This is a genomic window from Nonomuraea sp. NPDC047529 (genome assembly GCF_040642995.1).
Lineage (GTDB): Bacteria > Actinomycetota > Actinomycetes > Streptosporangiales > Streptosporangiaceae > Nonomuraea.
The window spans coordinates 74,582-87,319 of sequence record NZ_JBEYTJ010000035.1; the positions used below are offsets into that span (position 1 = coordinate 74,582).

The following is a 12,738-nucleotide window of genomic DNA, read 5'->3' on the forward strand; positions in this document are numbered from 1 at the left end:
GTTCCATGAGTTCCCGGCTCTATCCCCTTGCTGCCGGAAATTTCGCCATCGGTACTGGCATGTTCGTCACCGCTGGGCTGCTCACCCCGATCTCCCGAGACCTCGGGATCTCCACGTCCGCCGCCGGGCAGCTCATGACCGTGTTCGCCCTGGCGTACGCGGTGTTGTCGCCCTTGTTGGCCGCGCTCACCGCCCGGCTGTCGCGCAAGCGGCTGCTGCTGACGGCGCTGGCCGTGTTCGTCGCGGGCAACGTGTTGACCGCGCTGGCTCCGACGTACCCGCTGGTCATGGCCACGCGGGTGGTGGCCGCGGCCGGCGCGGCGATGTTCACGCCGACCGCCTCCGGCGTGGCCAACGCGCTGACCTCGCCCGACCGGCGCGGGCGGGCGCTGGCGCTGGTGATGGGCGGGCTGTCCGTCTCCTCGGCCGTCGGTGTGCCGCTGGGCACCTGGCTGGGCTCGGTCTCGGGCTGGCGGGCGACGTTGTGGCTGGTCGTCGGCCTGGGCGTGGTCGGGTTTGCCGGGGTGGCGGCCCTCGTGCCCGACGTCCGGATCGCCGTGTCGGGACGGCTCGGCGAGCGGTTCGCGCCGCTGGCCGACCGGCGGGTGCTGGTGGTGCTGGTCACGCAGCTGCTGATGTTCGGCGCCGGGTTCACCGCCTACACCTACATCGGGTCGCTGTTCGACCTGCCGCTGCCGGCCGTGCTGTGGGCGTGGGGGCTCGGCGGCATCGTGGGCAACCAGCTCGGCGGGCGTCTCACCGACGCGTACGGGCCGCGCAGGATGGTGCTGATCGGCCTGGCCGCCTCCACGGTGTTCCTGGCCCTGATCCCCGTCGCCAACCTGGCCCTGCCGATCGCCCTGGTCTGGGCGCTCCTGTGGGGCGCGCTCGGCTGGCTGATCGCGCCGGCCCAGCAGTTCAGGACGGTGGCCGCGGTGCCGGGCAACGTCTCGATCGGGCTGGGCCTGCTGGCCTCCGCCCAGTACGTGGGCCTGTTCGCGGCCGGCATCGCGGGCGGCGTGGCCCTGGACGCCTACGGCAGGACCGGGGTGGTCGTGCTGGCCACCGGGCTGGGCCTGGCGGCGCTGCTGTTCACCCTGGTCACCTACCCCCGGGTGGCGGCGGTCTCGTCGAGCGGGAGTGTGCCCGTCAAGTAGTGCTGGACGTTGGGCGCGGTCAGGGCCGCCACCTGGCGGGCGGGCAGCGAGGCCAGCGGGTCGAGCTTGAGCATGTAGCGGATCATGGCCAGGCCGAGCAGTTGCGAGGCCGCCAGCAGCGCGCGGACCTCGGGCTGTCCGCCGGGCAGCCGGCGGGCGATCGGGGCGAGCAGTTCCCTGCCCAGCAGCTCCTTCAGCAGCGCGGCCGTGGCCGGGGTGGCGGCGGCCGCGTGCAGCAGGGCCGAGAGCCGGGGGCCGTGCTCCGGGTGCTCCCACAGCTCCAGGTAGCGGGTCACCAGCCGCTCGCCCATGCCCGGCACGTCGCCGTCGGTCGCGCCGACCATCAGCGCGACCGGCATGCTGGCCTTGATCGCGGCCTCGAACAGGCCGTCCTTGCTGCCGAAGAAGTGCATCACCAGGGCCGGATCGACGCCCGCGGCCCGCGCCACGGCCCTGATCGTGGTGCCGCCGTAGCCGTGAGCGGCGAAGGACTCCATGGCCGCTTCCAGGATCTCGTGCCTGGTCTGCGGGTTTCCCGGTCGTCTTCCGCGTTCCTCGGCCATGGGGCTATTCAACCACGTGGAATTCATCTACCCTCAAATTCAACATCGATGAACTCATCAGGTGGTGAAAAATGCGCAGGATCATTGGCCTCGTCATCGGGGTCGCCCTGCTCGGGATGCTCTTCGCCGGGTCGTTCCTCGGGGCCTTCCACGCGCCCGAACCGCACGGCGTCCCCGTCGCCGTCGTCGCGCCCGCCGAGCAGGTCGGGCAGCTCCAGGGCGGCATCGACGGGCGGCGGGCCGGGGCGTTCACATTGAGGGCGTACGGCTCGGCCGCGGCCGCGCGGGCCGCGCTGCTGGACAGGGAGGTCGACGCCGTGCTGGTCCCGGCGGAGGGCCGGCTGGTGGTGGCGAGCGCGGGCGGCCGCACCGGGGCGACGGTGATCACCGCGGCCTTCCAGGCGGCCGCGCAGGCGCAGGGCCGCACCCTGAAGGTCGAGGACGCCGTGCCGCTGCCGCCCGGAGACGCCGGCGGCATCTCCGGCATGTTCTACGTGCTCAGCGTGATCCTGCCGGGGATCGCGCTGTCCGTCCTGCTCGCCCGGGTCGCGCCGGGGCTGGGCCTGGCGGCACGGGCCGGCGTCCTGCTGGCGGGCTCGCTGGTGGCGGGCACGGCGAACGCGTGGCTGGCCGACGTCGTGTTCGGCGCGCTGCCGGGCAGCTTCGGCCCGCTGGTGGCGGTCTCGGCGGGCATCGCGCTCGCGGTCGGCCTGGTGGTCGCCGGGCTGGTCAAGGTCATCGGCACGCCGGGCGTCGGGGTGGCGGCGCTGCTGTTCGTCCCCATCGGGCTGCCGGCGAGCGGCGGGCCGCTCGGCGCCCGCTACATCCCCGAGTGGTACGCCGCCGTCGGCCGCGTCCTGCCCGTCGGCCCGGCCGCCGAGGCGGTGCGCAACACGGTGTTCTTCGGCGGGGCCGCCCTGTGGACGCCGATCGGGGTGCTGGCCCTGTGGTCGCTGCTCGGCCTGGTCCTGCTCGCCCTGCCGGGACGCCGGGCGCAGGCGGCTCCCGCCGTCCCGCGCACGCCGGTGACGGCCTGATCTTCTCCGCCTCGGAGCTGACCTCCGGTCGCCCAGCAGGCGGACGACGGGTGGCGGCGGCGGCACGTACCGTCGCCGGCATGTTCAGGAATCAGGTGACCTTCCGCCGCGTCGCGGCGGGCACGCTGCTCATCGTGGCCCCGCTCCTCCAGACCGTGGCCGTCGTCCTCGACCCCGGCACGTGGGGCGACTCCCGGGAGGCGGTCAGCTACGGCGACAACCCCGCCCTCGCCCAGGCCGAGTCCGCGCTCTACCACTGGAGCTGGCTGCTCATGGCCCTGGCGGCCCTCGGCCTGGTGCACCTCACCAGGCGCCGGGTCACGGTGCTCGGGCACATCGCGGGCGCGGCCACGGTCGTCGGCTACATCTCGATGTCCGCCCTGCTGATGATGGACCCCGTCGAGTGGTGGCTGGGCCGCCACAACCCGCCGGACCAGGCGCAGAAGATCCTCGACGAGATGCTGAACCTGCCCGGCGTGATCTTCGGCTTCCAGATCCCGTGGATGTTCTTCGGGCTGCTCGGCCTGCCGCTGCTGGTGGCCGCCGTGTGGCGGACCGGGTTCGTCGGCTGGTGGGTGCCGCTGCTCGTCCTCGTCGGGTACGTCGTCTCCTTCCCCATCGAGTACGGCCCCCTGACCGTGCTGTTCTGGGCCCTGCCCGTCGTCGGCCTCGGCTGGACCGGCCTGAAGGTGCTGCGCATGGGCGACGAGGCCTGGGCGTCCTACTACCCTTCGCCCGCCCTCGACCGGACGGCGGTCCCGGCCCAGTCGGCCTAGATCGACTAGGCCGGGATCCAGTTCAGGGTGACCGCCAGGATGACGAAGAAGCCCAGGAGGATGCGGTAGATCACGAACGCGGTGAAGCGGTGGGTGCTGATGTACTTCAGGAACCACGCCACCGCCGCGTAGCCGACGGCGAACGAGATCAGCGTCGCCAGGATGGTGGGCCCCCAGGCGGGGGCCTGGTGCTCGCCGATGTCCTTGAGCTCGAACGCTCCTGAGGCCAGCACGGCGGGGACGGCCAGCAGGAACGAGTATTTGGCGGCGTCCTCGCGGCGGTAGTCGAGCAGCAGGCCCGCCGTGATCGTGCCGCCCGAGCGGGAGACGCCCGGGATGAGGGCCAGCGCCTGCGCGAAGCCGTAGACGACGGCGTGGGTGAAGCTGAGGTGCTTCTCCAGGGTGAGCTTGTTGCGCGCGGTGCGGTCGGCGAACCACAGGATGCAGCCGAAGACGATCAGCGTCGTGCCGACCACGCGCAGGTCGCGGAAGACGGTCTCGATCTGGTCCTTGAACGCCAGGCCGAGCACGCCGATCGGGAGCGTGCCGACGATGACGTACCAGCCCATGCGCGCGGCCCAGTGGCCGCGCAGCTCTCTGTCCCACAGGGAGCGGACCCAGGTGGAGACGATCTCCCACAGCTCCTTGCGGAAGTAGATGAGCACCGCGGCCTCGGTGCCGAGCTGGATGACCGCCGTGAAGGCCGCCCCCGGGTCCTGCCAGCCGAAGAAGGCCGAGACCACACGGATGTGGGCGCTGGAGGAGATCGGCAGGAACTCCGTGAGCCCCTGGACGAGCCCCAGCACCACCGCTTCGAGCCAGCCGATCACGACTACACCTTCCGGTTACGGGAGTGACCAGGGTGAGGTTAGCGGAAACGGAGGCCGCGCAGTTGCCCGCCCGGAACGTTGAGCAGGGTCGGCCGGAGCCGGCCCGCCCTCAGCGTCCGGCCCACGCCGCGGCGTTGGCCCCGGCGTAGTCGGCGAAGTCGCGGGCGGGACGCCCCAGCGCCTCCCGGACGCCGTCCGTCAGGTGGGCGTTGCGGCCGTCGAGCACCTCGGTGAACAGCCCGGTCAGGCCCTCGGCCTCCTCCTTCGGCACGCCCGCCGCCACCGCCCCGGCCACGTACTCCTCCGGCGTGACCTGGATCGAGATGATCGTGCGGCCCGTGGCCCGCGACAGCTCGGCCGCCGCGTCGGCGAACGTCAGCAGCCTCGGGCCGGTCAGCTCGTACAGGCGGCCCGCGTGCCCGTCCTGGGTGAGGGCGGCCACGGCCACGTCGGCGATGTCGTCGGCGTCCACGAACGGCTCGGCCACGTCGGCCACCGGGATCGCCAGCACGCCGTCGAGGACCTGGTCGAAGAGGAAGCCCTCGCTGAAGTTCTGCATGAACCAGCCGCAGCGCACGATCGTCCAGTCCAGGCCGGAGTCCCGCACGGTCTGCTCGCTCGCCTCGGCGCCCGGCTCGCCCCGGCCCGACAGCAGCACCAGCCGCCGCACTCCGGCCTCCGCGGCGAGCCGGGTGAGCTCCCGGACGTCCTCGTACGCGCCGGGCAGGGCCAGGTCGGGGTAGTAGGCGACGTACACGGCCTCGACGCCGTCGAGCGCGGCGGCCCAGGTGGAGCGGTCGGCCCAGTCGAAGGACGGGGTGGCCGAGCGGGAGCCGATCCGCACGGGAAGGCCGAGAGAGGTGAGCCGGTCAGCGATGCGGCGGCCGGTCTTGCCGGTTCCGCCCAGAACCAAAATCGTCATGCATCTAGTAAGCCGTCATACCCATAAGACTCTCCATGGTTGAGAAGCGCGTTGCCATATGCGATCGTCTAGCCCATGGATCAGCTCGCGGCATTGCTCGACGGACCGAGAGCGCGGAGCGCCTTCCTGCTCCGGTCGGTCCTCGACCCGCCGTGGTCGATGCGCATCCAGGACGAGGCCCCGCTCACGCTCGTGGCGCTGGTGTCGGGCGAGGCGTGGGTGCTGCCGGACAAGGGCAGGCCTACCCGCCTCGACCCCGGGCAGGTGGCCATCCTGCGGGGGCCCGAGCCGTACGTGGTGGCCGACGACCCCGGCACCGCGCCGCAGATCGTCATCCACCCCGGCCAGCGCTGCGCCACCGTCGACGGGGAGTCGCTGTACCAGTCGATGGACCTCGGCGTGCGCACCTGGGGCAACGACGCCGAGGGCGGCACCGTGCTGATCACCGGCACGTACACGATGGAGGGCGAGGTCAGCAGGCGGCTGCTCGACGCGCTGCCCCAGCTGCTCGTGCAGCCCGGCGGGCCGATCATCGCGCTGCTCGGCGCCGAGATCGTCAAGGACGACCCGGGCCAGTCGGCGGTGCTCGACCGGCTGCTCGACCTGCTGCTGATCGCGGTGCTGCGGTCGTGGTTCGCCACGCACGAGGCGCCCGCCTGGTACCGCGCGATGGGCGACCCGATCGTGGGCAGGGCCATGCGGATGTTGCACAACAACCCCGCCCACCCCTGGACGGTCGCCGCGCTCGCCGCCGAGGTGGGGGTCTCCAGGGCGGCGCTGGCCAGGCGGTTCACCGACCTGGTGGGGGAGCCGCCGATGTCCTTCCTCACCGACTGGCGTCTGGCGCTGGCCGCCGACCTGCTGCGCGAGCCCGACGCCACGATCGGCTCGGTGGCCAGGAAGGTCGGTTACGGCAGCCCGTTCGCGCTCAGCGCGGCCTTCAAGCGCGTACGCGGCGTCAGCCCCCAGGAGCATCGCACCGGAGCGGTGAGATGAAGCCCCTGCTGCTGCTCGACGTCGACGGCGTGCTCAACCCGATGGGCCGCCCCACGCCCGACTTCCGGCGCTACCGCTGCACGATCGGCACCGACGTCTACACCGTGCACCTCAACCCCCGCCACGGCCGCAGGCTCCTCGACCTGGCCCTGACCACGGGCGCCGAGCTGGTCTGGGCCACCACCTGGGAGCACCACGCCAACGAGTGGATCGCCCCCAGGATCGGCCTGCCCGCGCTCCCGGTCATCACCATGAACCCCGACCAGCCCCGGACCGAGCACGGCGAGATGTTCAAGACGCCGTACGTCGCCGCGTACGCCGGGCGGCGGCCGTTCGTGTGGTTCGACGACCAGGTGTGGGCCCAGGATGAGGAGTACCTCAGGGTGCATCAGGGTCTGGAGAATTTCCTCCTGATCCACGTCGACCCCAGACATGGACTGACCAGGGAACATCTGGGAATGGCACATGAGTGGCTGACCCTTACAGGGTTTTCTCAGGGTCCCTAGCGGGATATCGGCGGCACTGCTGTCCGTTTCACCGGTAGGTCATCACGACACGGAGGAACAGCATGTACCGCTCAAGGGAGCACAGGATTCTGGCCGGCGTCTGCGGCGGGCTCGCCGACAAGATGGGCCTGCCCCCCACCCTCGTCCGGATCCTCTGGCTGCTGCTGTCGCTCATCCCCGGGCCGCTGTGGGTGGTCTACGTCGCCATGTGGATCCTCATCCCGGAGGAGCCGAGGGGCTACTCCGCCCACTGACGCCTCGGCCGGGCCGCCGAACCACCGCGTGAGCGCCGCCTCGGCGGGCTCCGCGCAGGGTTCGGCCCAGGCCACGTAACCGTCGGGGCGCACCAGCAGTCCGCGGTCACCGCGAACGACGTCCACCCGATCGGCCCAGCGCGCCCCGGCGGCGAGCAGGGCCGGGTCGGAGGTGACGAGCAGCCCGCGCCCGTCGTCCAGCCGCAGTCCCTCGGGCATGAAGGCGCCGACGAGCGGGTTCGGGCCCGGCGCGTACCGGACCGACACCGCGCTCACGTCCTCGGCCAGCTTCCTGTTGGCCTCCGGCACGGTCATGAGCTGGGCGAACAGGTCGCGCAGCCGGGTCGTCCCGGCGTCCGGCGCGGCCAGCTCGACCTGCTGGAGCGTGTTCGCCAGCACGTCGGCGGCGACCGGGTGGCGTTCGGCGTGATAGCTGTCGAGCAGCCCGGCGGGGGCCGTCCCGCGCACCGCCAGGGCCAGTTTCCAGCCCAGGTTGACGGCGTCCTGGAGGCCGGTGTTCATCCCCTGGCCGCCGAACGGCATGTGCACGTGGGCCGCGTCCCCGGCCAGGAACACCCGGCCGGCCCGGTAGCGCTCGGCCTGCCTGGCCGCGTCGGAGAAGCGGGACAACCAGGTCGCGCCGGTGATCTCGGGTGCGGCGTCCCCGAGGTGCCGGCGTACGCCTGCCGCGAACTCCTCGATCGTCACGGGCGCGTCCCTGTCCTCGTGCACCCGGCCGTAGTCGACGGTCAGCATCCTGGTCGAGCCGTCGGGCCGGACGAACGGCCACTGGAACAGGCCGTGGCCGGTGCGGAGCCAGCCGGTCGGCGTGCCGCCGACGACCGTGACGTCCCCGACGTAGGCGGCCACGGTGGCGGGGGTGCCGGGGAAGGCGATCCCGGCCAGCTTGCGCACCGCGCTCCGGCCGCCGTCGCAGCCGACGAGCCAGCTCGCCCGGTACGTCGTGCCGTCGCCGGTCTCGGCCGTCACGCCCGACCCGTCCTGCGCCAGCCCGGTCACCGCCCGGCCCCGGACGATCTCCGCGCCCAGCTCCAGCGCCCGCGCCTCCAGGATCTCCTCCACCCGCGACTGTGGGACCAGCAGCCCGTACGGGTGCGGGGTCCGTGTGGCCGTGAGGTCGAGCACCCGCATGCCGGCGAAGTGTTGTAACGCCAGCTGGGGCGCGTCTTCGAGCCGGTCGAGCAGCCCGCGCATGGCGAAGGTGTCGACCGAGCGGGGGTGCAGGTTGAGCGCCCTGGACAGCCCGGTGGGCGCGGCGAGCCGTTCGAGCACGAGCGTGCGCACACCGTGCAGGCGCAGCTCGCAGGCCAGCATCAGCCCGGCCGGGCCGGCCCCGGCGATGACGACGTCCATCCACGTCTCCTTATCAACGATAAATGCTTATCACTGATAAAGCCTTATCTTTGATAAGTTGTCAAGCGTGGAACGGCGGACGGCGGTACGCGCGGCCCTGCGGCTGCTCAACGAGGTGGGCATCGACGGGCTGACCACCCGCAGGCTGGCCGAGGAGCTGGGCGTGAAGCAGCCGGCCCTCTACTGGCACTTCAAGAACAAGCAGGAGCTGCTCGACGAGATGGCCGAGGAGATGCTCGCCGACACCCTGGAGCGTCTCGACGTGCCGGAGCCGGGCCAGGAATGGGACAACTGGCTCATGTCCCGCGGGCGGGTGATCCGCCGCACGCTGCTGTCGTACCGGGACGGCGCGCTCGTGCACGCGGGCTCCCGGCCCACTCCGCGCCGGCTGGCGGAGGTCCCGGAGCTCATCAGGCCGCTGACCGAGGCGGGTTTCACCGGGGAGCAGGCGATCAGGGCCCTGATCTCGGTCGGCAGGTTCGCGCTCGGCTCGGCGATCGACGAGCGCGGCGCCGCCGTGCCGCTCGACGCGCGGCCGGAGGAGGACCCCGACGGCGACTTCGAGTTCGGGCTGCGTGCGCTGGTGTCCGGGATGCGTCTTATCCTCGAAGGATGAGGGCAAGGCCGCTGACACTCGTCCAGGACGATCTCGTCGACTACGACACGGCGATGGAGCGCATGACCGACCTCGTCGGGCAGCGCCAGCAGGACGAACGGCCGGACACGCTCTGGCTGCTCAGCCACCCGCCGGTCTACACCGTCGGCCGGCGCACGCCCGCCGAACACCTGCCCGACCCCTCGCGCGGCATCCCCGTGCTGGAGACCGGGCGCGGCGGGCAGCTCACCTACCACGGCCCCGGCCAGCTCGTCGGCTATCTCATCGTCAAGCTCGGCGACGACCAGGGCATCGTCGACTACGTGCGCGAGGTGGAGCTGCGCCTGGTGGAGGCGCTGGGCAAGCTCGGCCTGGCCGCCGAGCGGCGCGACACCCCGCCGGGCTCGGAGCTGCTGACCGGCGTCTGGACGTCCGCGACCGGCCGCAAGATCATCTCGATCGGCATGCGCCAGAGCAGGGGCGTCACCAGCCACGGGTTCGCGCTCAACGTCGACGGCGACCTCACGCCCTGGAACTGGGCGGTGGCCTGCGGCATGCCCGACGTGGACATGACCTCGCTCAAGCGCGAGCTGGGCGACATCACCATGCACGACGTGCGGGCCGCCGTGGCGGCCGCCTTCGAGGCGTCCTGACCCGTCAGCGGGGGGTGGTCAGCCCGGCCACGACCATGTGCTTGAGCAGGCCGTAGCTCTCGTCGAGCAGCTCCGGCAGGCCGAACGCGCCCGACGCCTCCAGCACCGCGAACCCGTGCGCCGCCGCGCGCAGGCAGCGGGCCGCGTGGATCGCGTCGGAGCCGGCCAGCCCGTAGCCGCGCAGCGCCGCGAGCATGATGTCCACCAGGCGCTCGCCCGACGCCCGCATGGCCGGGTGCGGCTGCTGGATGACCATCGCGTAGCGGTGCGGATGGCGGGTGACGTAGGCGCGCCAGGCGTCCATGAGCGCGCCGACGGCCTCGTCGCGGGAACGGCCCAGCACCGCCTGGCCCAGCTCGCCGGCGATCTCGTCGGCGATCCGCACCGACAGCAGCTCGCGCAGCTCGGCCAGGTTGCGCACGTGCTTGTACAGCGACGGCGTCGCGACCCCGGCGCGAGCCGCCAGCGCCGAGAGCGTCAGAGCCTCGGGGCCGCTCTCGTCCACGATGCACACCGCCAGGTCGACCACCGCGTCCGGGGACAGCGCCGCCCTAGGCATGGACGCGCCCCTTGACGAACGACAGCACCTCGGCGGCCACCTGAGCCGGGAACTGGGTGTGCGGGTAGTGGCCCGCGCCCTCGATCATGGCGACCCGGCCGCGCCCGGCGGGCATGGCGGCCACGACGCCCTCCGCCTCGGCGCGCGGGTCGGCCCAGTCGGGGTCGAGCGTGCCCATCACGACCAGCACGTCACGCGTCAGGTCGGGAAGCCTGTCGCCGGCGTCGGTGGGGGCGGACTGGCCCATCTTGGAGACCACGGCCATCCGGCCGGGCCGGCGCAGGTCGGCTTCGAGCGCCGCGATGTGCTCCGCGTGGTCGGCGGGCTTGGCGCCGGGCATGGCGTGGTCGAGGTACTTCTTCCACATCCCGATGTTGCGCAGGATCGCCGCGCCGAGCAGCAGCAGGGCGCCCTTGCGATGGTGGGCGTTGCGCAGCAGGCCACCGCCGTCGATCTTCTGCGCCCGGGTGAACGGGCCGATCTCCACCACGGCGCTGACCAGCTCGGGCGCCTGCGCGGCGGCGATCGTGACGGCCCCGCCCGCGAACGAGTGGCCCACCAGGACCGCCGGGCCGCCCAGGTGGCGGACCAGCGCGAGGAGGTCGTCCGCGACGTCGGCGCGGGTGTAGGAGGGCCAGTCGAGGCTGGACTCGCCATGGCCGCGCAGATCGGTGGTCGCCACCCGGAAGCCCGCCGCCACCAGCTCGGGCACCAGGAACCTGAACGACTGCCGCCCGACGCCCATGCCGTGCGCCAGCACCATCAGAGGCCCTTCGCCGGTCACGTCGTAAGCGAGCTGCCCGCCCTCGACCGTCAGGAACTCCGTCATGTCCAACCCCTCTCGGCTAATTCTTATAGCCGCAAAGCTAAAGCCTTTAGCCGATAGGTGTCAAGCGTCAAAAAGGCGGGCACGGCTGGATCAGCCGTGCCCGCCGAGGGGGAGTTCAGGAGATCGGGACCTCGTCGATCGTGCGGCGCGGGCCGGTGAACCAGTGCCTGGCCGACAGGCTCCACCACAACCAGATGCCGATCAGCACGATCCCGACCGCGATCGGCGCGTAGTTGACCGACGTCCAGGCGAAGTCCTTGTTGCCCGGCACGCCGGCCGGGGAGAACGGCATGATGAAGTAGATCGACACGATGACGATCTCGACGCAGGCGATCCAGCCCAGCACCCGGTACTTGCGGCCCAGCGTCCACGGTCCGGGCCTGAAGGCGTCGCCCATGCGCAGGCGCAGCCAGATCGGGATGAGGAACGCCAGGTAGAGGCCGATGACCGCGATCGACACGACGGCGTAGAAGGCGACCGGGGTCGTCGAGCCGGCCGGGGCGTACAGGGCGGGGAGGGTGATCAGGGCGGCGATGAGGCAGCCGGCGAGGATCGCGTTGACCGGGGTGCGGTTGCGGTCCACCTTCGACCACAGCCGCCAGCCGGGCACCGCGCCGTCGCGCGAGAACGCGTACGTCATGCGCGACATCGAGGTCACGCAGCTCATCCCGCAGAAGAACTGGCCGATCGTGGAGATCGCGAAGATCGCGGTGGCCAGCGGGGAGGAGAGCGCGGTCTCGAAGATGGCGCCGACGAAGCCGGACTGCTTGTTGATCTCGTCCACGTTCGTCGCGGCGAACAGGAAGGCCAGCAGCAGGACCCAGCCGCCGATCGCCGAGTAGAAGATCGACTGCCACAGGCCGCGGGCGGCCGTCCTGGCGGCGCCCTGCGTCTCCTCCGACACGTGGGCACAGGCGTCGAAGCCGGTGATCGTGTACTGGGTGAGCAGGAAGCCGAGCGGGAGCACGTACAGCCAGAAGGGCAGGCCGCCGTCGCCGTCGCCGAATCCGGAGTTGTTGATCGTGCCGCCGAACACGAAGCCGAGCGACTGGTGCTCGGACGGCGCGAAGACCAGGATCGCGACGATGACGACCGCGCCCGCGACGTGCCACCACACGCTGATGTTCTGCAGCAGCGAGATGAGCCGGTGGCTGAAGATGTTGATGAGCGCGTGCAGGATGAGGATGATCACGAACAGCAGGAACGCCTGGGGGAGCGTGCCCTCCCACGCGCCGCCGGTCAGGCGGCTGATCGTGATGTTGAGGAACGTGGCGCAGCCGTAGTCGACCGACGCGGTGACCGCGATGAGGCCGATCAGGTTGAGCCAGCCGGTGAACCAGCCGTGGATCGGCTTGCCCATGGTGGCGGCCCACCAGTAGATGCCGCCCGCCGTCGGGAACGCCGAGACCAGCTCCGACATGCAGAAACCGATGATGAGGATGAACACGGAGATCAGCGGCCAGCCCCACGAGATGGCGATGGGGCCGCCGTTGTTCCACGCCTGCCCGAAGGTCGTGAAGCAGCCGGCGAGGATCGAGATGATGGAGAAGGAGATCGCGAAGTTGGAGAAGCCGCTCCAGGTCCGGGCCAGCTCCTGCTTGTAGCCGAGCTCGGCGAGTCGCCTGGAATCCTCTTCGAGTGACATGAGGTCTCCCTGGGGGGCGCGGAGGACGCTCTGTTTGGTCTA

At 71.6% G+C, this 12,738-nt stretch carries 14 protein-coding genes and 1 pseudogene; 8 read left to right on the forward strand and 7 right to left on the reverse strand.

The annotated features are described in order from the left end of the window. The first annotated feature begins 5 nt into the window (after positions 1 to 5). Positions 6 to 1,157 (forward strand): MFS transporter, encoded by a 1,152-nt coding sequence (locus ABZ815_RS39605; RefSeq protein ID WP_357706353.1) that lies wholly within the window; start codon positions 6 to 8, stop codon positions 1,155 to 1,157. On the opposite strand, the gene ABZ815_RS39610 is transcribed toward ABZ815_RS39605, so the two are convergent. Beyond that, positions 1,106 to 1,720 carry a TetR family transcriptional regulator gene (locus tag ABZ815_RS39610; protein ID WP_357706354.1) on the reverse strand — a complete coding sequence of 205 codons (615 nt, stop codon included), beginning with the start codon at positions 1,718 to 1,720 and terminating at the stop codon, positions 1,106 to 1,108. The genes ABZ815_RS39605 and ABZ815_RS39610 overlap by 52 nt on opposite strands. A gap of 71 nt (positions 1,721 to 1,791) precedes the next feature. On the opposite strand from ABZ815_RS39610, the gene ABZ815_RS39615 reads away from it, so the two are divergent. Then, on the forward strand, positions 1,792 to 2,757 hold the full coding sequence (locus ABZ815_RS39615; RefSeq protein ID WP_357706355.1) for a hypothetical protein: 966 nt from the start codon (positions 1,792 to 1,794) through the stop codon (positions 2,755 to 2,757). 80 nt (positions 2,758 to 2,837) lie between these two features. After that, positions 2,838 to 3,533, forward strand: coding sequence for a hypothetical protein (locus tag ABZ815_RS39620; RefSeq protein ID WP_357706356.1), 696 nt, complete (start codon positions 2,838 to 2,840; stop codon positions 3,531 to 3,533). Between the two features lie 5 nt (positions 3,534 to 3,538). Here the strand turns inward: ABZ815_RS39620 and ABZ815_RS39625 are convergent, their stop codons facing one another. Further along, positions 3,539 to 4,363 carry an undecaprenyl-diphosphate phosphatase gene (locus ABZ815_RS39625; protein WP_357706357.1) on the reverse strand — a complete coding sequence of 275 codons (825 nt, stop codon included), beginning with the start codon at positions 4,361 to 4,363 and terminating at the stop codon, positions 3,539 to 3,541. 109 nt (positions 4,364 to 4,472) lie between these two features. Next, positions 4,473 to 5,285, reverse strand: a complete 813-nt coding sequence (locus tag ABZ815_RS39630) for an NAD(P)H-binding protein (RefSeq protein ID WP_357706358.1) — start codon at positions 5,283 to 5,285, stop codon at positions 4,473 to 4,475. Positions 5,286 to 5,360: 75 nt separating this feature from the next. On the opposite strand from ABZ815_RS39630, the gene ABZ815_RS39635 reads away from it, so the two are divergent. From ABZ815_RS39635 to ABZ815_RS39645, 3 genes are all read left to right on the forward strand, one after another. Then, on the forward strand, positions 5,361 to 6,281 hold the full coding sequence (locus ABZ815_RS39635; RefSeq protein ID WP_357706359.1) for an AraC family transcriptional regulator: 921 nt from the start codon (positions 5,361 to 5,363) through the stop codon (positions 6,279 to 6,281). Continuing rightward, on the forward strand, positions 6,278 to 6,787 hold the full coding sequence (locus ABZ815_RS39640) for an HAD domain-containing protein (RefSeq protein ID WP_357706360.1): 510 nt from the start codon (positions 6,278 to 6,280) through the stop codon (positions 6,785 to 6,787). The genes ABZ815_RS39635 and ABZ815_RS39640 overlap by 4 nt, the downstream gene beginning before the upstream one ends. Positions 6,788 to 6,849: 62 nt before the next feature. Further along, on the forward strand, positions 6,850 to 7,041 hold the full coding sequence (locus ABZ815_RS39645; RefSeq protein ID WP_125643413.1) for a PspC domain-containing protein: 192 nt from the start codon (positions 6,850 to 6,852) through the stop codon (positions 7,039 to 7,041). A 21-nt stretch (positions 7,042 to 7,062) separates the two neighbouring features. Here ABZ815_RS39645 and ABZ815_RS39650 read toward each other — a convergent pair. Further along, positions 7,063 to 8,415: pseudogene (locus tag ABZ815_RS39650) on the reverse strand (FAD-dependent monooxygenase); the annotation flags it as partial. Between the two features lie 67 nt (positions 8,416 to 8,482). On the opposite strand from ABZ815_RS39650, the gene ABZ815_RS39655 reads away from it, so the two are divergent. Both ABZ815_RS39655 and lipB read left to right on the forward strand, forming a co-directional pair. Beyond that, positions 8,483 to 9,031, forward strand: a complete 549-nt coding sequence (locus ABZ815_RS39655) for a TetR/AcrR family transcriptional regulator C-terminal domain-containing protein (RefSeq protein WP_357706362.1) — start codon at positions 8,483 to 8,485, stop codon at positions 9,029 to 9,031. Next, complete coding sequence (gene lipB, locus ABZ815_RS39660) at positions 9,028 to 9,663, forward strand: lipoyl(octanoyl) transferase LipB (RefSeq protein WP_357706363.1); 636 nt, start codon at positions 9,028 to 9,030, stop codon at positions 9,661 to 9,663. Before ABZ815_RS39655 ends, lipB begins: the two co-directional genes overlap by 4 nt. A 4-nt stretch (positions 9,664 to 9,667) precedes the next feature. On the opposite strand, the gene ABZ815_RS39665 is transcribed toward lipB, so the two are convergent. From ABZ815_RS39665 to ABZ815_RS39675, 3 genes are all read right to left on the reverse strand, one after another. Beyond that, on the reverse strand, positions 9,668 to 10,222 hold the full coding sequence (locus ABZ815_RS39665) for a TetR/AcrR family transcriptional regulator (protein ID WP_357706365.1): 555 nt from the start codon (positions 10,220 to 10,222) through the stop codon (positions 9,668 to 9,670). Further along, positions 10,215 to 11,051, reverse strand: coding sequence for an alpha/beta hydrolase (locus tag ABZ815_RS39670; protein ID WP_357706366.1), 837 nt, complete (start codon positions 11,049 to 11,051; stop codon positions 10,215 to 10,217). The genes ABZ815_RS39665 and ABZ815_RS39670 overlap by 8 nt, the downstream gene beginning before the upstream one ends. Before the next feature lie 115 nt (positions 11,052 to 11,166). Further along, entirely contained in the window at positions 11,167 to 12,696 is a 1,530-nt protein-coding gene (locus tag ABZ815_RS39675; RefSeq protein WP_357706367.1) for an amino acid permease, read from the reverse strand. Positions 12,697 to 12,738: the final 42 nt, after the last annotated feature.